Annotated in this window: 26 protein-coding genes; 20 read left to right on the forward strand and 6 right to left on the reverse strand. The window is 72.0% G+C overall.

Features of this window, described 5'->3' with window-relative positions; all coding sequences use genetic code 11:
* Positions 1-11 precede the first annotated feature (11 nt).
* Positions 12-1,199, forward strand: a complete 1,188-nt coding sequence (locus tag Acor_RS05720) for an SAM-dependent methyltransferase (protein WP_218034142.1) — start codon at positions 12-14, stop codon at positions 1,197-1,199.
* Positions 1,200-1,214: 15 nt separating this feature from the next.
* On the opposite strand, the gene Acor_RS05725 is transcribed toward Acor_RS05720, so the two are convergent.
* Positions 1,215-1,868, reverse strand: a complete 654-nt coding sequence (locus tag Acor_RS05725; protein ID WP_155335472.1) for a TIGR03085 family metal-binding protein — start codon at positions 1,866-1,868, stop codon at positions 1,215-1,217.
* A 236-nt stretch (positions 1,869-2,104) separates the two neighbouring features.
* Here Acor_RS05725 and Acor_RS05730 point away from each other — a divergent pair, with 236 nt between their 5' ends.
* Both Acor_RS05730 and Acor_RS05735 read left to right on the forward strand, forming a co-directional pair.
* On the forward strand, positions 2,105-3,901 hold the full coding sequence (locus Acor_RS05730; RefSeq protein ID WP_170316801.1) for an ABC transporter ATP-binding protein: 1,797 nt from the start codon (positions 2,105-2,107) through the stop codon (positions 3,899-3,901).
* A 2-nt stretch (positions 3,902-3,903) separates the two neighbouring features.
* Complete coding sequence (locus Acor_RS05735) at positions 3,904-5,664, forward strand: ABC transporter ATP-binding protein (RefSeq protein WP_155335541.1); 1,761 nt, start codon at positions 3,904-3,906, stop codon at positions 5,662-5,664.
* A gap of 7 nt (positions 5,665-5,671) precedes the next feature.
* Here Acor_RS05735 and Acor_RS05740 read toward each other — a convergent pair whose 3' ends face one another.
* Genes Acor_RS05740 through Acor_RS05755 form a run of 4 tightly spaced genes read right to left on the reverse strand, consistent with a single transcriptional unit; the run spans position 5,672 to position 9,536 of the window.
* The gene (locus tag Acor_RS05740; RefSeq protein ID WP_155335474.1) at positions 5,672-6,466 is read right to left on the reverse strand and encodes an ABC transporter permease; all 795 of its coding nucleotides are present in this window, start codon (positions 6,464-6,466) and stop codon (positions 5,672-5,674) included.
* Positions 6,463-7,296, reverse strand: coding sequence for an ABC transporter permease (locus Acor_RS05745; protein WP_155335475.1), 834 nt, complete (start codon positions 7,294-7,296; stop codon positions 6,463-6,465). Before Acor_RS05745 ends, Acor_RS05740 begins: the two co-directional genes overlap by 4 nt.
* On the reverse strand, positions 7,296-8,501 hold the full coding sequence (locus tag Acor_RS05750; RefSeq protein ID WP_155335476.1) for an ABC transporter substrate-binding protein: 1,206 nt from the start codon (positions 8,499-8,501) through the stop codon (positions 7,296-7,298). Before Acor_RS05750 ends, Acor_RS05745 begins: the two co-directional genes overlap by 1 nt.
* A 15-nt stretch (positions 8,502-8,516) precedes the next feature.
* Positions 8,517-9,536, reverse strand: coding sequence for an ABC transporter ATP-binding protein (locus Acor_RS05755; protein ID WP_155335477.1), 1,020 nt, complete (start codon positions 9,534-9,536; stop codon positions 8,517-8,519).
* Positions 9,537-9,619: 83 nt separating this feature from the next.
* Here Acor_RS05755 and Acor_RS05760 point away from each other — a divergent pair, with 83 nt between their 5' ends.
* Together Acor_RS05760 and Acor_RS05765 are read left to right on the forward strand one after the other, a co-directional pair.
* Positions 9,620-10,345 carry a FadR/GntR family transcriptional regulator gene (locus tag Acor_RS05760; RefSeq protein WP_155335478.1) on the forward strand — a complete coding sequence of 242 codons (726 nt, stop codon included), beginning with the start codon at positions 9,620-9,622 and terminating at the stop codon, positions 10,343-10,345.
* Positions 10,346-10,348: 3 nt separating this feature from the next.
* Positions 10,349-11,077: a cache domain-containing protein gene (locus Acor_RS05765; protein ID WP_155335479.1), complete on the forward strand. Its 729-nt coding sequence runs from the start codon at positions 10,349-10,351 to the stop codon at positions 11,075-11,077.
* 3 nt (positions 11,078-11,080) lie between these two features.
* Here the strand turns inward: Acor_RS05765 and Acor_RS05770 are convergent, their stop codons facing one another.
* Entirely contained in the window at positions 11,081-12,220 is a 1,140-nt protein-coding gene (locus Acor_RS05770) for a helix-turn-helix domain-containing protein (RefSeq protein WP_155335480.1), read from the reverse strand.
* A 118-nt stretch (positions 12,221-12,338) separates the two neighbouring features.
* Here Acor_RS05770 and Acor_RS05775 point away from each other — a divergent pair, with 118 nt between their 5' ends.
* From Acor_RS05775 to Acor_RS05845, 15 genes are all read left to right on the forward strand, one after another.
* The gene (locus Acor_RS05775) at positions 12,339-12,899 is read left to right on the forward strand and encodes a hypothetical protein (RefSeq protein WP_155335481.1); all 561 of its coding nucleotides are present in this window, start codon (positions 12,339-12,341) and stop codon (positions 12,897-12,899) included.
* Positions 12,892-14,583 (forward strand): ThiF family adenylyltransferase, encoded by a 1,692-nt coding sequence (locus Acor_RS05780; RefSeq protein WP_155335482.1) that lies wholly within the window; start codon positions 12,892-12,894, stop codon positions 14,581-14,583. The genes Acor_RS05775 and Acor_RS05780 overlap by 8 nt, the downstream gene beginning before the upstream one ends.
* On the forward strand, positions 14,576-15,307 hold the full coding sequence (locus Acor_RS05785) for a hypothetical protein (RefSeq protein ID WP_155335483.1): 732 nt from the start codon (positions 14,576-14,578) through the stop codon (positions 15,305-15,307). The genes Acor_RS05780 and Acor_RS05785 overlap by 8 nt, the downstream gene beginning before the upstream one ends.
* A 39-nt stretch (positions 15,308-15,346) precedes the next feature.
* Positions 15,347-15,694, forward strand: coding sequence for a phosphoribosyl-AMP cyclohydrolase (gene hisI / locus Acor_RS05790; RefSeq protein ID WP_155335484.1), 348 nt, complete (start codon positions 15,347-15,349; stop codon positions 15,692-15,694).
* Positions 15,691-16,227 carry a Trp biosynthesis-associated membrane protein gene (locus tag Acor_RS05795; protein WP_170316802.1) on the forward strand — a complete coding sequence of 179 codons (537 nt, stop codon included), beginning with the start codon at positions 15,691-15,693 and terminating at the stop codon, positions 16,225-16,227. Before hisI ends, Acor_RS05795 begins: the two co-directional genes overlap by 4 nt.
* 118 nt (positions 16,228-16,345) lie before the next feature.
* The gene (locus tag Acor_RS05800) at positions 16,346-16,930 is read left to right on the forward strand and encodes a DUF4190 domain-containing protein (protein ID WP_155335486.1); all 585 of its coding nucleotides are present in this window, start codon (positions 16,346-16,348) and stop codon (positions 16,928-16,930) included.
* Between the two features lie 46 nt (positions 16,931-16,976).
* Positions 16,977-17,381 carry a DUF2752 domain-containing protein gene (locus Acor_RS05805; RefSeq protein ID WP_155335487.1) on the forward strand — a complete coding sequence of 135 codons (405 nt, stop codon included), beginning with the start codon at positions 16,977-16,979 and terminating at the stop codon, positions 17,379-17,381.
* Between the two features lie 130 nt (positions 17,382-17,511).
* The gene (gene trpC / locus Acor_RS05810; protein ID WP_155335488.1) at positions 17,512-18,333 is read left to right on the forward strand and encodes an indole-3-glycerol phosphate synthase TrpC; all 822 of its coding nucleotides are present in this window, start codon (positions 17,512-17,514) and stop codon (positions 18,331-18,333) included.
* Positions 18,330-19,559 carry a tryptophan synthase subunit beta gene (trpB, locus tag Acor_RS05815; protein ID WP_155335489.1) on the forward strand — a complete coding sequence of 410 codons (1,230 nt, stop codon included), beginning with the start codon at positions 18,330-18,332 and terminating at the stop codon, positions 19,557-19,559. The genes trpC and trpB overlap by 4 nt, the downstream gene beginning before the upstream one ends.
* Positions 19,560-19,568: 9 nt before the next feature.
* Positions 19,569-20,366 (forward strand): tryptophan synthase subunit alpha, encoded by a 798-nt coding sequence (gene trpA, locus Acor_RS05820; protein ID WP_155335490.1) that lies wholly within the window; start codon positions 19,569-19,571, stop codon positions 20,364-20,366.
* 184 nt (positions 20,367-20,550) lie between these two features.
* Positions 20,551-21,102, forward strand: a complete 552-nt coding sequence (locus tag Acor_RS05825; protein WP_246238446.1) for a DoxX family protein — start codon at positions 20,551-20,553, stop codon at positions 21,100-21,102.
* Positions 21,099-21,851 carry a DsbA family protein gene (locus Acor_RS05830; RefSeq protein WP_155335491.1) on the forward strand — a complete coding sequence of 251 codons (753 nt, stop codon included), beginning with the start codon at positions 21,099-21,101 and terminating at the stop codon, positions 21,849-21,851. The genes Acor_RS05825 and Acor_RS05830 overlap by 4 nt, the downstream gene beginning before the upstream one ends.
* A 93-nt stretch (positions 21,852-21,944) precedes the next feature.
* Positions 21,945-22,970 carry a prolipoprotein diacylglyceryl transferase gene (gene lgt / locus Acor_RS05835; RefSeq protein WP_155335492.1) on the forward strand — a complete coding sequence of 342 codons (1,026 nt, stop codon included), beginning with the start codon at positions 21,945-21,947 and terminating at the stop codon, positions 22,968-22,970.
* Complete coding sequence (locus tag Acor_RS05840; protein ID WP_155335493.1) at positions 22,967-23,674, forward strand: VIT1/CCC1 transporter family protein; 708 nt, start codon at positions 22,967-22,969, stop codon at positions 23,672-23,674. The genes lgt and Acor_RS05840 overlap by 4 nt, the downstream gene beginning before the upstream one ends.
* A complete protein-coding gene (locus Acor_RS05845) occupies positions 23,671-24,477 on the forward strand; it encodes a hypothetical protein (RefSeq protein ID WP_155335494.1) in 807 nt (268 codons plus the stop codon). Before Acor_RS05840 ends, Acor_RS05845 begins: the two co-directional genes overlap by 4 nt.
* Positions 24,478-24,713 lie beyond the last annotated feature (236 nt).

Consider the following 24,713-nt stretch of genomic DNA (forward strand, 5'->3'; position numbering starts at 1 on the left):
AGGGCAGAGACATGACGGAGATCGCGGTCGCCTCAGGAGTCGCCGGGCGCCTGATGCCCCTGATCGAGGAGCTGTTCGGGGGCTACTCGCCGGTGGCGCTGCGCACCTGGGACGGCGGCTCCGCCGGGCCCGCCGGGGCCCCCGTCGTGGTCCTGAGGTCGCCGCAGGCGCTCCGGCAGCTGCTCTGGAGTCCCGGAGAGCTCGGCCTGGCTCGCGCGTACGTCACCGGCGATCTCGACGTGGAGGGGGATCTGGCGGACGGTTTCCGGCGGGTGTGGGCGAACCGCGGCGCCAAGCCCGGTCCGGCCGCGCTGGTGCGGGCGCTGCGGGCGATGCCGGAGGTGCTGGGCCCGCGTCCGCCGGTGCCCGCCAGCGAGGCGAAGCTGCGCGGGCGGCGGCACACCCGGGGGCGTGACTCGGACGCCATCGCGCACCACTACGACCTGTCCAACGAGTTCTACGAGCTGATCCTGGACCCGTCGATGGCGTACTCGTGCGCCCGCTGGGGCCCCGGCGACACCCTGGCCGACGCCCAGCGGCGCAAGCTCGACCTGGTCTGCAGGAAGCTGGACCTGCAGCGCGGCGACCGCCTGCTCGACGTGGGCTGCGGCTGGGGCTCCATGATCCTGTACGCGGCCCGCGAGTACGGCGCGCGCGCCACCGGGGTCACCGTCTCCCGGGAACAGCGCGCCTTCATCCGCACCAAGAGCGCCGGCGTCGAAGTCCGGCTCCAGGACTACCGGGACATCGCCGGCGAGCCCTACGACGCGATCTCCTCCATCGAGATGGGCGAACACGTCGGCGAGGAGAACTACCCGGCGTACGCGGCCACGCTGTTCCGCATGGTCAGGCCCGGCGGCCGGGTGGTCGTCCAGCAGATGGCCCGCGGCGCGAACGCCCCCGGCGGCGGCCCTTTCATCGAGCGGTACATCGCGCCCGGCATGCACATGCGCCCGGTCGGCCGGACCGTCGCCATGTTCGAGGAGGCCGGATTCGAGGCCGTGCACGTGGAGAGCATGCGCGAGGACTACGCCAGGACCGTGCGGGCCTGGTACGAGACCTTCGCGCACAACTACGACCGGGCGGTCGCGCTGGTCGGCCCGGAGGTGGCCCGGGTGTGGCGGCTCTACCTGGTCGGCGGAGCCCTCGCCTTCGAGCAGGGCCGGATGAGCGTCCACCAGATCACACTCGCCCGCTGACAACCCCTGCCGGGACTACATCCCCAGCCGGGCCTTCATGAGCAGGGCCACCGCGTCCGGGTCGCCGTCCAGGCTCACCCGGGCGTGGTCCTGACGGCCGAACCCGAACAGCATCAGCTCCTGGGCCTCGCCGGTCACCACGACCGCCGGTTCCGCCATCTTCGCCGCCGCCTTCTCGCCGGTTCCGGCGCGGCGCAGCACCACGCCCACCGGCGACCTGCGGAAGAACAGCCGGCCACCGGCCTTCAGCCGCCGCCACAGCATGTCGTCCAGGTCCCGGGGCAGCGCGCGCGGCTCCCACTCGGGCTGCGCCCGGCGCACGTCCTCGTGGTGGATCAGGAACTCGACCGTGTTGACCAGCGCGTCCAGGCCCGGGATCAGCCCGTAGGGAGTCCACCGCGGCGGCCCCTCCCGGAACTTGCCGACGACCTCGGGGTAGGGCCTGGCGGTCAGGCCGTCCTGCACCGACCGGGTGTACGGCGCGAGGAACTTCACCGAGATGCCGGCCGCCGCGTCGATGCGCCGCTCCCGGACGACCAGGTGGGCGGCCAGATCGGCGGTGGTCCAGCCCGCGCACAGGGTCGGCGCGTCCGGACCGAGCTGATCGAACAGGTCGCTGAGGGCGGCGCGTTCGGCGCGCGCGTGGGATTCCTGGTTCGCCTGGGTCACGCGCCCCAGCCTAGACCGAGTGACGTTCTGGCTGAGTTCGAACAAGAGACCGGGAGCGCCGGGGAATATTCCGACGGATCTCGACAATTTCCAATGCTTAGGACCAACGACCTGCCTCGGTGTCAGCCAATGGGCTGATCCAGGATGTCTGTCCCCTTATGTACTGTCAGTCCTTGGCAGCCTGCCCAGCCCCGACGAGAGGACCCCGCGTGCCGACAAAGGTCTCATCCGCAGTCATGCGCCAGGGGTTCAAGGTCATCGGCCATGCCATCCGGGCCGAGCCCGGCATCTTCGCCGGGGCCGTGTTCGCCAGCGCCGTCTACGGCGTGATGACGGTCCTGGCCGCCTGGGCTCTCGGCTGGGCCACCGAGCACGCGGTGCTCCCCGCCTTCGGCGGCGGCGCGCCGAGCGGCGCGATGGCCACCGCCGCCCTGCTCATCATCGGCACCGCGCTGTTCAAGGCGCTCGGCGTGATGGGCCGCCGCATCCTGGCCGGCATCATGCAGTTCCGGATGCAGGCCAGGTCCCGCCGCGCGGCCACCCGGCAGTACCTGCGCCTCCCGCTCGCCTGGCACCACCGCCACCCGACCGGCCAGTTACTCTCCATCGCCAGCTCGGACGCCGAGGCGGCCTGGGGCCCGCTCGCGCCGCTGCCGATGGCCGTCGGCGTGATCGTCATGCTGGTCGCCGCCGCCGTCGCGATCGTGATCACCGACCCGGTGCTGGCCATCGTCGGATTCCTGATATTTCCTGCCATCGCCTTGCTGAACCTGGTCTACCAGCGGCAGCTCTCCCCGCTCGCCACCCGCGCCCAGGAGCTCCGCGCCTCGGTCAGCGAGGTCGCCCACGAGAGCTTCGACGGCGCGCTGGTGGTCAAGACCCTCGGCCGCGAGGACGCTGAGGCGGCCCGCTTCCAGGCCAGGGCCGACGACCTGCGGGACGCCAACATCGCGGTCGGCCGGATCCGCGGCCTGTTCGACCCGCTGCTGGAGGCGCTGCCCACGCTGGGCGTGCTGGCGGTGCTGCTGGCCGGGGCGTACCGGCTGGGATCCCAGGACGTCACGTCGGGCGAGCTGATCCAGGTCGCCTACCTGTTCACCCTGCTGGCCTTCCCGATCCGGGCGCTCGGCTGGGTGCTGGCCGAGCTCCCGCGCAGCGTCGTCGGCTGGACCCGCGTCCAGGAGGTCCTGGACGCGACCGGCTCGATGGAGTACGGCACCGCCGGCCTCACCGCCGACACCCCCGCCAGGATCCGGGCCGACGCCGTCACCTACGGCTACGACCCCGACGCCCCCGTGCTGCGCGGCGTCGCCTTCGAGGCCGCCCCCGGCCGCACGATCGCCCTGGTCGGCCCGACCGGGGCCGGCAAGTCCACCCTCATCCAGCTGCTGGCCCGGCTGATCGACCCCGACGAGGGCGCGGTCACCGTCGACGGCACCGACCTGCGGGAGGTGACGCGCGGCGGGGTCGCCGCCAGCGTCTCGCTGGTGCCGCAGCAGACGTTCCTGTTCGACGACACCGTGCGCGGCAACGTCACCCTCGGCGCGGACCTGCCGGACGAGCGGGTCTGGGCGGCGCTCCGGCTGGCCCAGGCCGACGGCTTCGTCAGCGCGCTCCCCGACAACCTGGACACCCGCGTCGGCGAGCGCGGCGCCACCCTCTCCGGCGGGCAGCGGCAGCGGCTCGCGCTGGCCCGCGCGCTGGCCAGGGAGCCCCGGCTGCTGATCCTGGACGACGCCACCTCCAGCGTGGACCCGCAGGTGGAGAAGCGCATCCTGGTCGGCCTGCGGGAGCAGGCGTCCACCGTGATCGTGGTCGCCTACCGGATGGCCACCATCGCGCTGGCCGACGAAGTGATCTACCTGGAGCAGGGCGTGGTGGCCGACCACGGCGCGCACGAGCAGCTGCTGGACCGGTGCGACGGCTACCGCAACCTGGTCACCGCGTACGAGCGGGAAGAGGCCGAGCGGGCCGCCGCGGCCGAGCTGGACGACGAACTGAACGGTGAGCTCGAAGGGGAAGTGGTCGCGTGACCATGCAGGCGCTGGAGCGATCCGCGGTCGAGACGGTCCGGCAGGGGTTCCGGCTCTCGCCGGAGTTCCGCCGCGGCCTGGCCGGCACCCTCCTGCTGGCGGTGCTGGCCACCGCCGGGAAGATCATCGTTCCGATCGCGGTGCAGCAGGTGATCGACGAGGGCCTCACCAAGGCCACCCCCGACCTGGCGTTCATCCGGAACGCGCTGCTGGCCTGCGCCGCCGCCGTGCTGCTCACCGCCCTGGCCAGCTACCTGATGAACGTGCGCCTCTACCGGGCCACCGAGTCCGGGCTGGCCACCCTGCGCGGCAAGGGCTTCCGGCACGTGCACGACCTGTCGGTGCTCACCCAGAACACCGAGCGGCGCGGCGCGCTGGTCTCCCGGGTGACCGGTGACGTGGACCAGATCAGCACGTTCATGCAGTGGGGCGGCCTGATGATCATCGTGGCGCTGGGCCAGCTGGGCATCGCCACCGTGCTGATGGCGATCTACTCCTGGCAGCTCACCCTGGTGGTCTGGGGCTGCTTCCTGCCCGTGGTGCTGGCCCTGCCGCGTTTCCAGCGGCTGGTGGCGCGCAACTACACGGTGGTCCGCGAGCGCACCGGCGACGTGCTGGCCGGGGTCAGCGAGTCGGTGGTGGGCAGCGCCGTCATTCGCGCGTACGGCTCGGAGGACCGCACCTCGGACCGGATCGACGCCGCCATCAACGCGCAGCGCAAGGCGCAGATCCGGGCCCAGCGGGTGATCGGCCTGACCTTCCCGATCACCGAGCTGGTCGCCTCGATCGCGCTGACCGGGGTTCTGGTGCTCGGCGTCGCGCTGGGCGCCGACAAGACCATCACGGCCGGCGAGCTGATCGCCTTCCTGTTCCTGATCACCCTGTTCATCATGCCGCTGCAGATGGGCACCGAGGTCCTGAACGACGCACAGAACGCGATCGCCGGCTGGCGGCGCATCCTCGGCGTGCTGGACACCCCCGCCGACGTGGCCGACCCGCAGGACGGCGCGGTGCTGCCCCGCGGCCCCATCTCTGTCGCCTTCGAGAACGTCGGCTTCGCCTACCCCGACGGGCCGCCGGTGCTGCGCGAGGTCTCGGCCGCCATCCCGCCCCGCAGCAGGGTCGCCGTCGTCGGCGAGACCGGGTCGGGCAAGACCACCTTCGCCAAGCTGCTCACCCGCCTGATGGACCCCGCCTCCGGCCGGGTCCTGATCGACGGCGTGGACCTGCGCGAGATCAAGTTCTCCTCGCTGCGCGAGCGCGTGGTGATGGTCCCGCAGGACGGCTTCCTGTTCGACTCCACCCTGGCCGAGAACATCCGGTACGGCCGTCCCGCCGCCACCGACGAGGAACTCGCCGCCGCCCTGGACGAACTCGGCCTGACCGAATGGCTGGACGGCCTCCCGAACGGCCTGCGGACCCCTGTCGGGCAGCGCGGCGAGTCCATGTCGGCGGGGGAGCGGCAGCTGGTCGCGCTGGCCCGCGCCTACCTGGCCGACCCGGACCTGCTGCTGCTGGACGAGGCCACCTCCGCGGTCGACCCGGCCACCGAGGTCCGCCTGGCCAGGGCGCTGGACGGCGTCACCAGGGGCCGCACCGCCATCTCGATCGCGCACCGCCTGTCCACCGCCGAGGCCGCCGACGAGATCATCGTCTTCGACCACGGCCGGATCGTGCAGCGCGGCCCGCACGCCGACCTCGTCCGCGAACCCGGCGTCTACGCCGACCTGTACGCCTCCTGGGCCACCGCCACCCGCTCCTGACGAGTGATCAGCGGGTGGCCTCACCCGTGATCCGCTGGGCCAGCCAGATCGGCAGCACCGACAGCAGGATCAGCGCCGCCGCGACCACGTTCACCACCGGCGCCTGGTTGGGCCGGAACAGGTTCTCGAAGATCCAGACGGGTAGCGTGCGCACGCCCGCCCCGGCCGTGAACGTGGTCACGATGATCTCGTCGAAGGACAGCGCGAACGCCAGCAGCCCGCCCGCCAGCAGCGCCGAGCGCAGCATCGGGAAGGTCACCAGCCGGAACGTGGTGAAGGTGTCCGCGCCCAGGTCGGCCGAGGCCTCCTCGATGGAGAGGCCGAGCCGCCGCAGCCGGGCCAGCACGTTGTTGTAGACCGTCACCACGCAGAAGGTGGCATGCCCGACGATCACCGTGAACAGCCCGAGCGGCACGCCCAGCACCGAGTGGAAGGTGTTGCTCAGGGCGATGCCGGTCACGATGCCGGGCAGCGCGATCGGCAGCACGATCAGCAGGGACACCGTGTTCCGGCCGAAGAAGGTGTAGCGCTGCACGGCGAACGCCGCCATCGTGCCCAGCACCAGCGCGATCAGCGTCGCCCCCGACGCCGCCTGCACGGAGGTCCACAGCGCCTCGCGCATGCCGGTGGAGCGCCAGGCCGCCGCCCACCAGTCCAGGGTGAAGCCCGGCGGCGGCCAGCCGAAGGTGCGGTCGGCGTTGAAGGAGTTGAGCACCACCACGGCCAGCGGCACGTAGATCACGGCCAGCCCGGCCGCGAGCGCCGTCCAGAGCCCGGCGCGGGCCGTACGGGACAGGTTCACAGGTTCTCCAGCGCTCCGGTCCGGCGCACCGCCGCCAGGTAGACGAGCATGATGAGGACCGGCACGGTGGCCACCGCCGCCGCGAACGGCAGGTTGTTGGCCGCGCCGATGTTGTCGTAGACCACGTTGCCGATCAGCTGCGACCGGCCGCCGACGATCTTCACGGTGATGTAGTCGCCCAGCGACAGCGAGAACGTGAAGATCGACCCGGCGGCGACGGCCGGGAAGGTGAGCGGCCACACCACCGTCCGGAACGTCCGCCAGCCGCGCGCCCCCAGGTCACCGGCCGCGTCCAGCAGCGAGTTGGGCAGCCGCTCCAGCCCGGCGTAGATCGGCAGGATCATGTACGGCAACCACAGGTACGACAGCGTCAGCACGGTCGCCCCCAGCCCGTACCCCCAGCCGAGAATCCCGCCGGTGGACAGCAGCACCCGCCACGCGTACGCCTTGACCAGGTACGACGCCCACAGCGGGGTCAGCACGGCGATCACCAGCCAGCGCTGCGCCCGCGGCGAGGCCAGTTTGGCCATCGCGAACGCCATCGGGAACGCGACCACCAGGTCGATCACCGTCACCGCCGCCGCCACCCCGAGCGAGCGCAGCGCGATCGTCCGATACACCTCACCGGTGACCAGATCCTCGAAGTTCACCCAGGTGAACGTCCTGACCAGGTTCCCGGTGAAGGTGTCGGTGGACCAGAAGGCGGTCACCAGCAGCGCGGCCAGGGCGCCCAGATAGGCCAGCCCCAGCCACGCCATCGGCGCCGACAGCAGCAGCGACAGCCGTACCCCGGCGTGCCGGTGCAGACAGGTCGCCAGTCGCCGCCTCATCAGCCCTTGATCTCAGTCCAGGCCCGGGTCCACTCCGAGTAGTCCTTGCAGGTCACGTCGGTGCGCCCGTCCAGGCACTGCGGGATCGGCGTGGTCCAGTAGTAGATCTTGGAGAAGTAGTCCTCGTCGGTGGCGTGGAAGGTGTCGCAGTGCTTGGGGTCGGCCGTCTCCGCGCACGACTTGGCGTTCGAAGGGGCCTCCCCGAACCACTCGGCCACCTGGGCGTTCGCCTTCGGGGAGATGATCCAGTCCAGCCACTTGTAGGCGCAGTTGGGGTTCTTCGCGTTCGCGGCCACCATCCAGGTGTCCGACCAGCCGGTCGCGCCCTCCTTGGGCAGGGTGACCTCGACCGGGGCCTTCTCGGCGGTCGCCAGGTTGGCGATGACCTGCCAGGTGGTGCCGACCACCGAGTCGCCGGACTTGAAGGACTGGATCTCCTTGGTGTAGTCCGACCAGTACTCGCCGATGATCGTCCGCTGCTGCTTGAGCAGGTCCACCGCGGCCTGGAACTGCTTGTCGTCCAGCGCGTACGGGTTCTTGATGCCCAGTTCCGGCTTGGTGGACATCAGGTAGACGGCCGCGTCCGCGATGTAGATCGGCGAGTCGTAGGCGGTCACCTTGCCCTTGTACGGCGAAGCCGGGTCGAACACCACACTCCACGAGTCGGGGGCCGGGTTCACCGTGTCGGTCCGCCACATCAGCAGGTTCGCGCCACGCCCGTGCGGCGCGCCGTAGGCGACCCCGCCGACCGAGTTCCACGGCTTGTCCTTCAGCCCGGAGAACACGTCCGCGTAGTTGGGGATCAGCGCGGTGTTGACGGGGGCGACCGTGCCGCCGGCGATCAGGCGGAGCGAGGCGTCGCCGGAGGCGGAGACGGCGTCGTACTCGCCGGTCTTCATCAGGTTGACCATCTCGTCGGAGGTCCCGGCGGTCTTGGTGTTGACCTGGCAGCCGGTGGAGCTCTCGAACTCGGTGACCCAGTCGACCTTGGGGTCGGTGGAGCCGTCCTCCACGTAGCCGGCCCAGGCCACCAGGTTGACCTGGCCCTCACCGGCGCCCAGGGAGGCCAGCGCGTCGATCTTCGGGGGGACGAAGCCGGTCACGCCGGGCGCGGGGGCGGCCGTGCCGGCGGGTTCGGTGGAACCGCAGGCGGCGGCCAGGGCCAGGGCTGCGACGGCGGCGGCGATGCGGGGGGTTGATCGCATGGAGTCTCCTGATAGCTAGACGATCGCGAACTCGTGCCGGCGGTGCCACACGAGCCGGACCCTGGTGCCGCGCAGGCCCATCACGTCCATGGACGAGACCTGCAGGTTCTGCTGGAGGGCGATGAGCCGCCCGCCCGCGTCCAGGTCCACCACGAACCGGGTGGCGGGCCCCGCGTAGACGACCTCGGTGACCAGGCCGGTGGCGCTGTGCTCGCCGTCGGCGACGGGCTCGTCGGGCGCCGCGACGCGCAGCTTCTCGGGGCGGACGCTGAAGGTGCCGTCCTTGCCCAGCACGGCCTGGGCCGCCGGGCCGGAGATCAGGTTGGAGGTGCCGACGAAGCCGGCCACGAACGCGCTGGCCGGTCGCTCGTACACCTCGGCGGGGGTGCCGACCTGCTCGATCCGGCCCGCGTCGAACACCGCGACCCGGTCGCTCATGGTCAGCGCCTCCTCCTGGTCGTGGGTGACGAACAGGAAGGTGATGCCGACCTCGCGCTGGATCGCCTTCAGCTCGACCTGCATCTCCTCGCGCAGCTTCAGGTCGAGCGCGCCGAGCGGCTCGTCCAGCAGCAGCACCTGGGGGCGGTTGACCAGGGCGCGGGCCAGCGCGACCCGCTGCCGCTGGCCGCCGGAGAGCTGGCCGGGGCGGCGTTTCCCGTAGCCTTCCAGGCGGACCGAGGCGAGCGCTTCGAGGGCCTTCTGGCGGCGGTTGGGGACCTTCTTGACGCGCAGTCCGTACTCGACGTTCTCCAGCACGCTCATGTGCGGGAACAGGGCGTAGTCCTGGAAGACCGTGTTCACGTCCCGCTCGAAGGGGGCCAGCCGGGTGACGTCCCGGCCGGCGAGCTCGACGGTTCCGGCGGTCGGGGTCTCGAATCCGGCGATCATCCGCAGCACGGTCGTCTTGCCGGAGCCGGACGGGCCGAGCATCGCGAAGAACTCCCCGTCCGCGATGTCGAGGTCCACCCCCGCGACCGCTTCGACACTCCCGAAGCTCTTGCGCAGCCCGCGCAGGGCCACCGCCTGGTCTGCCATGAACTTAAACATATGGTGTTAAATGTTTCGCAACAAGACACGATCCGGTATCACAGGTGTTAACGATCGAGGAGGGGGCCCAGATGAACACGGCGCGGCTGGCCGTCTTCGCGCCGGTCGACAGCACGGCCAGGGTCGAGGCGGTGGTCCGCCGCCTCGCCGACGCGATCGCGCTCGGCCTGCTCGCCGACGGCGAGCAGCTCCCCAGCGAGGCCGAGCTGGCCGGGCAGCTCGGCGTCTCCACGGTCACCCTGCGGGAGGCGCTGATGGCGCTGCGCCAGCAGGGCATGGTGGAGACCCGCCGGGGCCGGGGCGGCGGCAGCTTCGTCCGCCTCCCCTCCGACCTGGACCTCGGCCTGCTGCTGCGCGGCTACGCGGTGGAGGAGCTGCGCGACCTCGGCGACCACTACGCCGCCATCGCCGGAGCCGCCGCCCGGCTGGCCGCCCAGCGCGCGCTCCCCTCCGACCTGGCCCCGCTGCTGCGCTCGCTGGACGAGATGGCCAAGGCCGACTGGGACGGCCGGCTGCGCCGCCTGGACGGCCGGTTCCACGTGGAGATCGCCGCCGCCTCCCAGTCGGCGCGACTCACTCAGGAGGAGATCCGGTTACAGGCTGACATCGGACCCTTGCTGTGGCTTTCCCGGGACGAGCACCATGAGATGACGAAAAGACAGCTTTTCGACCAGCATCGGGCCATCGTCGAGGCCATCCGGGCCGGAGCCGGGGACCAGGCCAGGGAGCTCGCCGAACGCCACGTGCTGGACGCGGTGGACCACCTCATCGAGCTTCGGCTGCGGCTGCAGGAGTAGCACATGACCAAACTTCAGGCCGGTCGCCCCGCCGACGTCGTGGACGCGGCGCTCGCCCGCGTCGGCCAGGTCGCCGGCGAGGTCTTCACCACCCTGCGCGAGGTCCGCGCCGCCACCGCCGCCACCGTCCTGTCCGTACGGCAGGCCGGCCGAGAACCCGTCGCGGCGGACCTGGCCACTCTCCGCCCGCTGCTGTGGAACCGCCTGGACTCCGCCCGCCTGAGCGCCCTCATCGCCGGCATCGGCTTCATCGCCGCCCCAGGCCTGCTCGCCGACGCCGCCTGGTACCTGGAGTGGTGGCAGGAGAACCCGTCCGGCCGCCCGGTCCAGTTACTCCGCGACCTCGACCCGTCCAGCAGCGCCTTCTACGACTACACCCACTGGGACTGGTACGCCGGACCGCTGGCCGGTGCCGAGCACACCATCTGCGGCCCCTACGTGGACTACCTCTGCACCGACGAGTACAGCCTCACCTTCTCGGCCCCGGTCACCGTGGCGGGCGCGTTCATCGGCGTCGCCGCCGCCGACGTGTTCGTCCGCCGGTTCGAGGCGGCCGTCGATCCCGCCCTGCGCGAGATCCCGGCCCCGGCCCTGCTCACCAACGCGGAGGGGCGCGTGGTCGCCTCCAACACCGCCCGCTGGATCGCCGGCTCCGCCTACCGGGGCGCGCCCGGCTTCACCAAACACGCCATCGGCGACCTGCCTTTCACGCTGGTGGCCGCCGACCGCTGACGCTCAGCCGGTGAGCGGGAGCCCGCGCAGGGCGGTCGCGATCTCGGCGCGCAGCTCGCGGGCGGGCGCGTGGCGTGACCATTCGCCCAGGTCGCCGGAGAGTTCGCGGAGCTGGTCGTAGGTGCTCGCCGAGTGGGTTCGGGCCACCAGGCCGAGGGCCCGCGAGGCGGTCCTCCTGGCCTCCTCCAGGCGGTCGGCGCGCAGGTGGGCGCGGGCCAGGCGGGCCGTCAGGAGTCCCCGGGCGCGCAGGCCGTCCGGGCGGACGGTGGTCAGGGCGGTTTCCAGGAGTCCGGCCGATTCCGCGGTGCGGCCCAGGTCGTACAGGCACCAGCCGCGGACGGCGGCGCCCAGGTCGCCCACCGAGGTGGGGCCGAGCAGTTCGGTCTCGGGGGCCGCGGTCAGGAATCCGGCCGCCTCCTCCAGGGCCGCCTGGCAGGCGCGCTCGTCGCCGTACCTGGCCCGGCCCCGGGCCTCGGTGTGGGCGGCGAGGGCCAGGACGCGGAAGGACAGGCCGGGGCGGCGGCGGACCCCGGCGGCGAGTTCGGCCGCGCCGAGGTGGTCGCCGGGGAGCATCAGCTCGGCCCGGCGGACGACCGCGTAGGCGCCCAGGTCGCGGTCGCCGAACAGGCCGGCCAGCCTGGTGGTCTCCTTGAGCCAGTCCAGCGCCTGGCGGGGCTGCCCGGACTCCTGGGCCAGCCAGCTGGCGTACTCGGCGTAGTAGCCGGGCAGCACGCCGACGTCGCCCAGCTCGGTGAGCAGCTCGAACTGGGCGGACACCATCGGGAGCACGGCGGGGGCGGCCAGCCGGCGGCCCATGCCGCGCAGGTCGCGGATGGCCTCCTCCAGAGCGGGGAGCAGCATCTCCGGGGGATGGCGCAGGCCCCCGGCCGGCGTGGGCTGGTCGCGGGGGGCGGCCATCTTGGCCCGGGTGCGGTCGGCGCGGGCCAGCTCGGCCAGCAGGCCGCCCGCGACCAGGATCTCGTCGCAGCGCCGGGCCACCAGCTCGCCGGGCCGCGCCTTGCCGCTCTCGATCTTGCTCAGCGTGCCCTTGTTGCAGGGCACTCCGGCGGCCAGCTGGGAGAGGGAGAGCCCGGCGGCCTCCCGGCGCTGCCGGAGCTCCGGCCCGAACAGATCGATAGCCAACTAATGCCCCCGGTGTCTGGTTTCCGGAGTTGCCTCTTGTCAAGTCAACTCCGCAACCCTTCTTTAACTATTCCCGACTATATCAAGATGCCTATATCCAACTAGAAGGAGATTAAGCGTGAGTAACGCACCAGACCTCAACGAGCTCCGGCGGATCATCCACGACGCCCAGCAGACCGGCTCCGCGCACGCCCGGCGGCCGTCCGAGGAGATCACCGTCGGCCGCGAGGGCGAGATCTACACCGGCAACGCGCCCGCCGACCAGCCGCTCTCCAAGGTCCAGCTCGGCACCTTCGCGGTCGCGCTGGACACCCGCGAACTCAACGACCAGCGGTACGCGTCCGGGCACATGCCCCGCAACACGGTCTTCGTGGACCGGCCCAGCCGGGGCTGGTGCTACTCGATCAGGTCGCAGATGGGCCGGGTCTACACGCTGTTCGCCAAGTTCGACGGCCGCAACTACCAGGTCTACCTGCTGGAACCGCAGCTGCAGGGGCACGTCGGGGTGCACCAGGGCCACCTGTACTCCGACGGCCGGATCTGCCTCAGCGACGACAACAACTCCGGCCAGCCCTCGCTGGAGGAGGCCTACTCCAAGTCGGTCCTCTGGGCCACCGGGATGGACGTGGTGCTGGCCGGATACACCTTCCCCTTCTCCGTCAACAACCTCGATGACTAGCGCCCGCCTGCCGGTGGTCCGGGTCGCCGACTACGCCCTGGACGGCATCGCCGCCACCCTCGGCGCGGTCACGCCGGAGCAGGGCGGGGCGCTGCTCGGCATCCCCGGCAGCGACACGGTCACCCAGTTCGTGCACGACAGGTCCGCGGACGTGACCTCGGTGCGCTACCACAACACCGACTGGCTGATCCAGGAGATCAACCAGGTCGAGCGGCGCACCGCCGCGCGGTTCAAGGGGATCATCCACTCGCATCCGCGCGGCATGCCGTACCCGTCGGGGCAGGACCGGAGCGAGTTCGCCCGGTCGCTGGAGCTGAACACGGCGCTGACCCGGTATCTGGCGCCGATCGTCACGCACGACGTGACCACCGCGCTGGACGGGCACGAGCTGGTGCTGGACGGCTGCCGGATGTCGTTCTTCGGGGCCAGCCAGTCCGAGTCGGGGCTGCGGCTGACGCCGATGCGGCCGGTCGTGCTGCCGGTGCGCCGGGCGCTGACCCGGGCGGGGTTCACGGCGGTGGACGAGCCCGCGCTGATCACCGTCGGCGACTCGGCCATGCTGGGCACGACCGGCGAGATCGGCGGCCTCGGGCTGGTCACGATCCTGTTCGGCGCCGACTACCCGGCCACCGCGCCGCTGGTGTTCCTGGGCGAGTCCGGGCCGATCCCGCTGGACTGGGAGCTGGGCGTGCCCGGCGAGGACCGGCTCGAACGGGTGGTCGGGCGGCTGCGGTCCCGGCCGGCGAAGGTTCCGCTGCAGGCGCGGAGCGCGGGCCTGCTGTCGCCGGCGCTGGCCGACCGGCGGGTGCTGGTCGTGGGGGCGGGGTCGGTCGGCTCCTACCTGACGGAGGTGCTGGCCCGGTCGGGTGTGGGGGCGTTCACGCTGGTGGACCCGGAGGAGGTGGCGGCGGAGAACCTCGGCAGGTCGGCGTATCGGGTGGATGACGTGGGCACGCCGAAAGTCGAGGCGCTGGCGCGGCTGGTCCGCGCGGTCAACCCCGCCGCCGAGGTGGCCGGGTATGCGGCGGCCCTGGACGGGCTGCCGATCGAGGACCTGGCCAAGCTGGTGGAGGGGTGCGACCTGGTGGTCGCGGCCACCGACGACAACCAGGCGCAGGGGCGGCTGGACCATCTCGCCTACTGGTTCGGCAAGCCGGCCGTGTTCCCCGCCCTCTACCGGGGCGCCGAGGGCGGCGAGGTGATCATGGTGGCCGCCGGGCTGCCGTGCTGGGGGTGCAGCACCGGCGGCGTACGGGCGGCCACCGCCGAGCAGGAGTCGCCGCTCCGGCGGACCGACTACGGCACCGGGCGGCTGATCGCCGAACCCGGCCTGCTGGTCGACATCCACCACGTCAGCTCGGTCGCCGGCAAACTGGCGCTCGGGCTGCTGCACCCGGACTCCGAGGACGTGGCCGCCATGCGGTTCGCGGCGGGCGTCCGGGAACGGGGCGCCAACTACGCCGTGTTCGCCAACCGGCCGGACTACTGGATCTTCGCGTCGGTGCTGGCGGACACCTACGGGCAGTACGCGTACCAGAGCATCTGGCTGGCGCCGAGCCGGGACGAGGCGTGCCCGGTCTGCGGCGAACAGGAGGGGCGGACCGATCCCACGGCCTACACCGCCGAGGCGCCCGGCGCGGACCTGCTCGCCGCCTACCGGCGGGAGGCGGCGCCGGGTGAGTGAGTCCGCGCTCTATCCCGGCCGCCCCGGGGGCGAGCTGAGCGCGGGCTGGTGGCACACGCTCTCCCGCACGTTGCACCGCGTGCGGGAGAGCGGCTACCCCGGCGCGCCCGCGCCGGACCCCGCCGATCCCGCCCGCCTGCTCGGCCGGATGACCGGGACCTCCGCCGAGGCCGCCGACGTCCCGGCGGCCGAACTGGGCACCCTGCTGGCCGAGTTCGCCCCGCAGATCGCCTCGCTCGCCGCCGACTTCGGCGTCGAGGCCGCGCCGCTGCTGGTCGCCTTCGGCCGGGGCTGGCTGCCGGGCGGCCCCGACGTGGAGGAGACCATCGCCGCGCCCGCCCTGCCCCGGTTCAACGGCGTGGTCGCCACCGGCTCGGTGACCGTGCGGCGCGCCGGGCGGCAGACCCTGCTGATCGCGGCCACCGACGTCCTCGGCGCGTCCGGCCCGGTCCGGATCGATCCGGAACCCTGGGCGGTCGACGACGCCTGGCTGTGCACGGTCGCGCCCTCCCACGATCGGCTCCTGGTCGCCGAGCACCTGCTGGCCGCGATCCTGCCGCAGGCCGGAGTGGCCTCTCATCTGGTGTCCGCCCGGCCGGAGGAGATCGAGGTGACGCTCGAATCGGTGGCGGGGGAAGCCGACCCCGACCTCGTGCTCGGCCGCCTGGAAGGCTGGCGGTCGGCGATCGAGCGGCTGTGCCACGTCCAGATCACCTGGCGGTGAAGTCGCTGGTCGGGGGCTGGCATGAGGCAGAATTACGGCATGCCGTTGGACCAGAAGATCGCAGACCGGTTGAAGCGCACCGGCGATGGCCTGGTGCCCGCCGTCGTCCAGCAGTACGACACCGGCGAGGTGCTCATGCTGGCCTGGATGGACGACGAGGCGCTGCACCGCACCCTCAGCACCGGCAGGGCCACCTACTGGTCCAGGAGCCGGGGCGAGTACTGGGTGAAGGGTGATACCTCCGGGCACGTGCAGTGGGTCAAGCACGCCGCCCTCGACTGCGACGGCGACACCATCCTGCTCCGGGTGGACCAGGTCGGGGCCGCCTGCCACACCGGCGACCGGACCTGCTTCGACGCGGACCCCCTCGAAGTGACCGTCTCGTGAACCCGGCCCGGCGGGCGGTCACGCTCTGGCTGATCGCGTGCGCGGCCGGCTGCGGGCTCGCGCTGCTCGCCGGAAGCCGGGACTGGGCGCGGCTGACCTTCGACGCGGCCGCGCCGGGCCTGCCCGCCGCGGCGCTCACCGGCGGCGAGGTGGCCGCCGCGCTCACCCCGGTCGCGCTCGCCGCGCTGGCCGGATCCGTCGCCGTGCTGGCCGCCCGCGGCGTGTGGCGGTCCGTCCTGGCCGGCCTGGTCGCCCTGTGCGGCGCCGCCGTCGTGCTGGCCTCGCTGCCCGCCTGGAGCGCGGGCCTCGCGCCCGACGCCGCCACGGCCGAGCTCACCCTGTGGCCGCAGGTCGCCGTCGCCGGGGGAGCGCTGCTCGTCCTGGCCGGTCTGTACGGCGTCGCCCGCGCCACCCGGTGGGCCGCTCCCGCGCGCGGCAGCCGTACCCCGATGAGGGCATCCGGAGAGCGAGAGTTGTGGGACGCGCTCGACGCGGGACTGGACCCCACGGCCGAATCTGACGACCATAGATGACACACGGGGAGACCTGGTCACAACTTGTCCACACAATTGAACGTAACCACCAAGTAACCCAGGCAAATCGCTAGGCTGCGCCCCGCACCTCTCACGATGACCGCTAGGAGTCATTCACATGAGTTACGGGAACCAGCCGGGCGACACCGGGGAGCACGGGGGGCAGCCGGGCTACGGCCAGCAACCCGGTTACGGTCAGCCTCAGCCCGGCTACGGGGATTCCGGGGGGTACCCCCAGCCTGGCTACGGCCAGCAACCGGGTTACGGGCAGCAGCCCGGTTACGACCAGTACGGCCAGCCCCAGCCCGGCTACGGCCAGCCCGGCTACACCCAGCCGAGCGGCTACGACCAGGGCTACCAGGCCGTCCCGCAGCCCGGCTACCAGCAGGGCTACCAGCAGCCGGGGTACGGCTACCCGCCCGCCCGCCCGACCAACGGCCTCGCCGTCGCGTCCCTGGTGATGGGCATCGTCGGCCTGCTGCTGTGCGGCGTCACCAGCATCCTCGGCGCGATCTTCGGCCACATCGCGATGGCGCGGATCAAGGAGAGCGGCGAGGAGGGGCGCGGCATGGCCGTGGCCGGCCTGGTCACCTCCTACATCACGATCGCGCTCTGGGTGATCCTGTGGCTGGCGTTCGGCGCCGCCATCCTGGCCCTGGTCGGGATCGCGGGAACGACCGAGGGCTTCAGCAGCAGCTACTAAGTCCGGTGGGCCCGCGCGGGGGGCCGGGCCTGGTTAAGCTGTCGGGATGAAGACGGCGACGCGGCGCTCGCTGCTGCCCGCCGGGGTGGCGGCGGTCACCGTCGCCGCCGCCGGATACGTCGCCGCCGTCGACCCGAACGCGGCCGGGCAATACCCGGCCTGCCCGTTCCTGGCGGTCAGCGGCTTCTACTGCCCGGGCTGCGGCGCGCTGCGCGCGGTCCACGCCGTCGCGCACGGCGACCCGCTCACCGCGCTGGACCTCAACCCGCTGTTCACGCTGACCGCGCCGGTGCTGGTCTACCTGTGGTTCCGGTGGGCCCGCGCGAGCTGGACCGGCCGTCCGATGCGGACCGCGCTGGCCGGTCCGGTGGTGGTCTGGGGGTTCCTCGCGGTGGCCCTGCTGTTCTGGCTCGTCCGTAATCTCCCGTTCGGGCGAATTCTCGCGCCGTGACGGCACCCGGTGGCCGGGCGGGGCCGGACGGGCCGATACCATCGGCAGGGCAAGGCGGGGCAGGCGCACCGGCTGATACCGATGCAGGGGCCGCCCCGCGAGCGCAGTCAATCGGAGGGACCCGGAGTTCGTGAGCGTTCTCGACGAGATCATCGAAGGGGTCCTTGAGGACCTCGCCGAGCGGCGGCAGACCGTGTCGATCGACGAGCTCAAGCAGCGCGCCGGACGTGCGCCCGCCCCCCGTGACGTGCGGGCGGCGCTGGGCGGAGACCGGGTCTCGGTGATCGCCGAGGTGAAGCGGTCCAGCCCGTCCAAGGGCGCGCTCGCCGCCATCGCCGACCCGGCCGCGCTGGCCGCCGACTACGAGGCCGGCGGCGCGCACGTGATCAGCGTGCTCACCGAGCGGCGCAAGTTCGGCGGCAGCCTGGACGACCTGGCCGCCGTGCGGGCCGTGGTGGACGTGCCGATCCTGCGCAAGGACTTCATCGTCAGCGCCTACCAGCTGTGGGAGGCGCGGGCCTACGGGGCGGATCTGGCCCTGCTGATGGTCGTCTCGCTGGAGCAGGAGGCGCTCGTCTCGCTGATCGAGCGGGCCGAGTCCATCGGGCTCACCCCGCTGGTCGAAGTACACACCGAGGAAGAACTGGACCGGGCCGTGGCCGCGGGCGCTAAGATCATCGGGGTGAACGCGCGCGATCTGAGGACGCTCCAGGTGGACCGGGACGTCTTCGCCAAGCTCGCCCCGAAGATCCCGGACGGCATCCTCAAGATCGCCGAATCCGGTGTCCGCGGGCCGCACGACCTGCTCGCCTACGCCCGCGCCGGCGCGGACGCGGTGCTGGTGGGCGAGAGCCTGGTCACCGGCAAGGACCCGAGGGCCGCGGTCAACGACCTGGTGACCGCGGGCGCGCACCCGTCATCCCGACAGGAACGGCAGCAGGAGAAGCCATGACAGCCTCCGAGGATCCCGTCCTCCAGCCCGGCGACCTGGTCGGCGCCGACACGGCCACACGCGGCAAGTTCGGCGTGTTCGGCGGCCGTTACGTGCCGGAGGCGCTGATCCCGGCGCTGGACGAGGTGGCCGCCGTCTACGAGAAGGCCAGGACCGACATCGCGTTCATCCGCGAGTTCGACCACCTGCTCAGGACGTACGCGGGCCGCCCCACCACCCTCACCGAGGTGCCCAAGTTCGCCGCCGGGGCGGGCGGGGCCCGGATCGTGCTCAAGCGCGAGGACCTCAACCACACCGGCGCGCACAAGATCAGCAACGTGCTCGGCCAGGCGCTGCTGACCAAGCGGCTCGGCAAGACCCGGGTCATCGCCGAGACCGGCGCCGGCCAGCACGGCGTGGCCACCGCCACCGCCGCCGCGCTGATGGGCCTGGAGTGCGTGGTCTACATGGGCGCGGTCGACTGCGAGCGGCAGGCGCTCAACGTGGCCAGGATGAAGCTGCTCGGCGCGACCGTCGTCCCGGTCACCAACGGCAGCCAGACCCTCAAGGACGCCATCAACGAGGCGTTCCGCGACTGGGTCACCAACGTGGACAGCACCCACTACCTGTTCGGCACCGTCGCGGGCCCCTACCCGTTCCCCGGCATCGTCCGGGACTTCGCCCGGATCATCGGGGTCGAGGCGCGCCGGCAGATCCTGGCACTCACCGGGCGGCTGCCCGACGCCATCTGCGCGGCCGTCGGCGGCGGCTCCAACGCGATCGGCATCTTCCACGCCTTCCTCGACGACGAGGGCGTCGGCCTATACGGCTACGAGGCCGGCGGCCGGGGCCTGGCGTCGGGCGAGCACGCGCTCACCCTCACCGCAGGAACGATCGGCGTGCTGCACGGCTCCAGGACCTACGTGCTGCAGGACGAGGAGGGCCAGACGATCGAGTCGCACTCGATCTCGGCCGGACTGGACTACCCGGGCGTCGGGCCCGAGCACGCCTGGCTGAAGGACAGCGGGCGGGCCACCTACCACGGGATCACCGACGCCGAGGCGATGGACGCGTTCGCGCTGCTGGCCCGCACCGAGGGCATCATCCCCGCGATCGAGTCCTCGCACGCCCTGGCCGGCGCGCTCAAACTGGGCCGCGAGCTGGGCCCCCAGGCGACCATCCTGGTCAACCTGTCCGGCCGTGGGGACAAGGACATGGGCACCGCGATGACGTACTTCAACCTCTGAGGCTCTGACATGACATCTCTTGCCGCGGTCTTCGAGAAGGCCCGATCCGAGGACCGCGCCGCGCTGGTGGGATACCTGCCCGCCGGGTTCCCGACCAAGGAGGGGGCCGTCGCCGCCGCCTCCGCCATGGTGGACGCGGGCTGTGACGTGATCGAGATCGGCCTGCCGTACTCCGATCCGCTGATGGACGGGCCGACGATCCAGGACGCGGTGCACCGGTCGCTGCTCAACGGCACCCGGATCGCCGATGTGATGCGCACCGTCGAGGGCGTGGCCAAGACCGGCGCGGCGACCCTGGTCATGACGTACTGGAACCCCATCGACCAGTACGGCGCGGACCGGTTCGCCCGGGATCTGGCCGGCGCGGGCGGGGTCGGCACGATCACCCCCGACCTGACGCCGGAAGAGGCCGGGCCGTGGCGGGAGGCCAGCGCGGGCGCCGGCATCGAGACGGTGTTCCTGGTCGCGCCCAGCTCCACCGAGGAGCGCATCGGCATCGTCGCCGACTGCTGCACCGGCTTCGTCTACGCCGCCTCGCTGATGGGCGTCACCGGCGCCCGCTCGTCGGTCGGCGTCGCCGCCGAGGATCTGGTCAAGCGGACCCGGGCGCATACTTCGCTGCCGGTCTGCGTCGGCCTCGGGGTCGGCACCGGCGACCAGGCCGCCGAGGTGGCCGCGTACGCGGACGGCGTGATCGTCGGCTCCGCGTTCATCCGCAGGCTCCTGGACGCGCCGGACGAGGCCGCCGGACTCTTCGCGGTCCGCGAACTCACCGCCGAACTCGCGGCCGGAGTCCGCCGCCGCTGACCTTCCTTTTCCCGTACGGCCGGTCCTCCACAGGGTCGGCCGTTTTCGTGCGTTATGCAGGCAATACGCGGCTTTCACACGTGGCTTACCGGCCACTTATCCAGTCCGTGGTGAGCTGTCTCCCATAGGGTTCGGGTCCGGTGTCCGCCGGGTCGCCAGTTGTCGCCAGTTAAGGAGTTCTCACGTGGCAGCGCACATTCACGTCTCCAGATGGTCACTCTCCGCTCAGGGGGCGGTACCCTGGGTGACGACCATCGCCCGGCTGCTGCTCGGCGGCGTGCTCATCGCCGCGGGCTGGCTCAAGATCGGCACGCCTGCCCTGTCGGTGCAGGCGGTCAAGGCGTACGAGCTGCTACCGGGCGGGGCCGCCACGGCCGTGGGTTACGGCCTGCCCATCCTGGAGATCGTCTTCGGAGCGCTGCTTGTCCTCGGCCTGCTCACCCGCTTCTCGGCCGTCGTGGCCGGGCTGCTCATGCTCGCCTTCGTGGCCGGGATCGCCTCGGCCTGGGCGCGCGGGCTGCGCATCGACTGCGGCTGCTTCGGCGGCGACGGCACGCTCGCGGCCGGCCAGGAACCCGCCTACCTCACCGAGCTGCTCCGCGACGCCGGGCTGGTGCTCTGCGCGGCCTGGGTCGCCTGGTTCCCGCCGGGCCGGCTGGCGCTGGACTCCCTGCTGGGCCTGAGCGCCCGGCCCGATGACGAAGAACACGACCTAGACGAGGAGAACGATTCATGAGCAAGGGTGCGCGGGAAGCGTCGGCGCGTGAGCGCATCGCGGCGCAGCGGGCCGCCAGCCGCAAGCAGGACCAGCGCAGACGGCTGATGATCATCACCGCGGTGGGGGCGGTCGCGGTGGCCGCCATCGGCCTCGGCTCCTGGTACGCGGCCTCCAGGAACGCCGCGGAGAAGCCCGTGCTCGCCCAGGCCCCGGCCACCGTCAACGCGGACGGCACGCTCACCCTGGGCAAGCCCGGGGTCACCGGGCCGGTGGTCGAGGTGTACGAGGACTTCCAGTGCCCGGCCTGCAAGGCGCTGGAGGACAGCAGCGGCTCGACGATCAAGAACCTGGCCGCCGAGGGCAAGGCCAAGGTCATCTACCACCCGATCACGATCTTCCCGCAGGAGCCGACCAGGTCCAATTCGATCCGGGCCGCCTCGGCCGCCCGCTGCATCACCGACGGCCGGCAGTGGCTGGCCTTCCACGACAAACTGTTCCAGAACCAGCCGGGCGAGACCGTCGAAGGCTTCGCCCTCAACGACCTGGTCTCCTGGGGCGAGGACGTCGGCGTCACCGCGCCCGGCTTCCCCGAGTGCGTGACCTCGCAGAAGTACGCGCAGGCGCAGGCCAACCAGTCGGCCAAGGTGCTCAAGAACGACAAGCTCACCGGCACCCCGACCATCCGGGTGAACGGCAAGGACCTGCCCAACCAGACCGCGTACGTGCCCGCCAAGCTGCGCGAAGCCGTGCTCGCCGCGGGGCGCTGAGGTTCCCGGGAGGGGCCGGCGGGGAAGGCTGTGACAGCACCTTTACGATCGTCCGTACCCGAGTGCGGCACGGACGCGGTAGCGTCCTGTGACATGCCCCTCCTCGCCTACATCCCCAGCCCGTCTCAGGGGGTCTGGAACCTCGGACCGATCCCCATCCGGGCCTACGCCCTGTGCATCGTGCTCGGCGTCGTCGTCGCCGTCTGGATCGGCGAGCGCCGCTGGCGGGCCCGCGGCGGCCTGCCCGGCACGATCACCGACCTGGCCGTCTGGGCCGTCCCGTTCGGCCTGGTCGGCGGCCGGCTGTACCACGTCATCACGGACTGGCAGCTGTACTTCGGGGCGGACGCCCCGAACCGGCCCATCGACGCGCTCTACATCTGGAAGGGCGGTCTCGGCATCTGGGGTGCCGTCGCCCTCGGCGCCGTCGGCGTCTGGATCGCCTGCCGGCGGCGCGGCATCTCGCTGTCCGCGGTCGCCGACGTGGTCGCGCCCGGCATCGCCATCGGCCAGGGCATCGGCCGCCTGGGCAACTACTTCAACCAGGAGTTGTTCGGCGGCCCGTGCGACTTCGCCTGGTGCCTGGAGATCGACCCGGGCCGCCCCGGCACGGTCCCCGGCGTGGCCACCTACCACCCGACCTTCCTGTACGAGTTGCTCTGGGACTTCGCGCTCGCGGGCGTCCTGATCCTCATCGGCTCGCGCCTCGCGCTCCGCCACGGCCGCCTCTTCGCGCTGTACGTCGCGGGTTACACGATCGGCCGGTTCTGGATCGAGGGCCTGCGGGTCGACCCGGCGCACGAGCTGCTGGGCCTGCGGCTCAACCAGTGGACCTCGATCGTCATCCTGATCGGCGCGGTCGCGTACTTCTGGCTGACCAGGAACAAGACCACCGAGGAGATCGTCGTCGGGCCCGGCGCGGGCGGGGAAGGGCATGACCCCGCGCACGGACCAGAACAGGCCGAGGCCAGCGAGGTCTCCGCCACTGACGACGAGGATTCCCCGGACGCTTCCAAGGACTCCGCCGCCGATCCGGACGCCGATCCGGACGCCGATTCCGCCGTCGATGCCGACAAGGCCACCTCCGGAGTTTCGGGGGAGGAGGCAGGCGGGCGATGACGGGCTCGGCCGCGGAGGCGCACCACGCCCACCGCGACGTCACCGGCGGCTGGCTACGCCCGGCCGTGTTCGGCGCGATGGACGGCCTGGTGTCGAACTTCGCGCTCATCGCGGGCGTCGCGGGCGGGACCGCCAACACGAAGGTCATCTCCCTGGCGGGAGTGGCCGGGCTGGCGGCCGGCGCGTTCTCCATGGCCGGGGGTGAGTACGTGTCGGTGGCCAGCCAGCGTGAGCTGGCCCAGGCCGAGATCGCGGTCGAGCGGCGAGAGCTCGAACGTCACCCGAAAGACGAGCAGGAAGAATTGGCTCAGGTTTACGTAAGCCGCGGCGTCGACCCGGCGCTCGCCGCCGAGGTCGCCCGGCAGATCTCCCGCAATCCCGAGCAGGCGCTGGCGGTGCACACCCAGACCGAACTGGGCGTGTCCCCCGGCGACCTGCCCTCCCCGGCGACCGCCGCCATCTCCTCGTTCCTGTCGTTCAGCGCCGGTGCGGTGGTGCCGCTGGCGCCGTACCTGCTGGGTGTGCGGAGCCTGTGGGTCTCGGCCGCGCTCGCCACCGTCGCCCTGTTCGGCGCGGGCGCCCTGGTCTCCCGGGTGACCGCCCGCAGTTGGTGGTTCAGCGGCCTGCGCCAGTTCCTGGTCGGCGCCGTCGCCGCCGCCCTCACCTGGGGCCTCGGCTCGATCATCGGAGCCAGCGGCATATGACCACCCGCAAACGACGCCCGGCGGCCCGCGAGGACCGCTGGAGCGACTCCCGCCTGGCCGAACTCGGCCTCACCCCCATCCAGCAGAAGATCCTCCTCGGCCTCGGCGGCGTAGTCGCCCTCCTGGTCGTCGCCCTCCTGCTCAGCCTCGCCATCCAGGGCATCAACGGCACCGCCGCCGCCCCCAGCCCGCTCTCCGCCGGCTCAGCCATCGGCGAGGCCCGCCCCGCCGAATACCAGTCCTGGCAGTCCCTCAAACAGTTCGCCCCCATCGCCGACCGCAAAGCCGACCAGAAGCCCCTCACGGCTGAGGAGATCTTCGCGACGCGAACCCTGAAGTCGGGCAAGCAGACCCTGCGGCTGAGCCAGCGCCAGCTGGACGGCTCCTGCGCGGAAGCGCTCTGGGGAGAAGACCTGATCGAACTGGCCCGCGAGTCCGACTGCACCCAGGCGGTCCGCGGCGTCTTCACCACCGCCGACTCCGCCTACATCGCCCAGTACACCCTCTTCAACGTCGCCAACGCCGAAGCGGCGAACACCTTCGTGACCACGCTGGACGCACTCCACCGGGGCGGCTGGACCCTCCCGCTGAAGCCCGACGTGGCGCCTTTCAGCGGCTACTCCGAAGCGAGCGGCCACGCGATGGGCCACTACGTGGGCCTGGTCTGGGTGGCACGAGCCGACGGCGCGGAACCCGAACCCACCGACGACTTCGTCACACTGAGCCTCACCCTCCGAGAGGCCGAAAAGGCCGTGTACCGCCGGGTCGTAGCGGCCACCGGGGTCACTCCAACGGCGAGCTGAGGGCCCATCACGCGAAGCGCGATCGCCGGACGGCGGCCCGCGTGAGACCAACGGGTGGATGGGAGAACCACGTCCTCCGGCGAAGCCGAGATCATGGGCTGAGAGCCGGGGCGGGCGGAGGCCCGCGTGAAACAAACGGGTGGGTGGGACAACCACGTCTCCCGCCGAAGGCGAGATCGTCGGGCGGCGACGCGAGGGGGCGGGCGGAGGCCCGCGTGGAACAAACGGGTGGGTGG

Source organism: Acrocarpospora corrugata (genome assembly GCF_009687845.1).
Lineage (GTDB): Bacteria > Actinomycetota > Actinomycetes > Streptosporangiales > Streptosporangiaceae > Acrocarpospora > Acrocarpospora corrugata.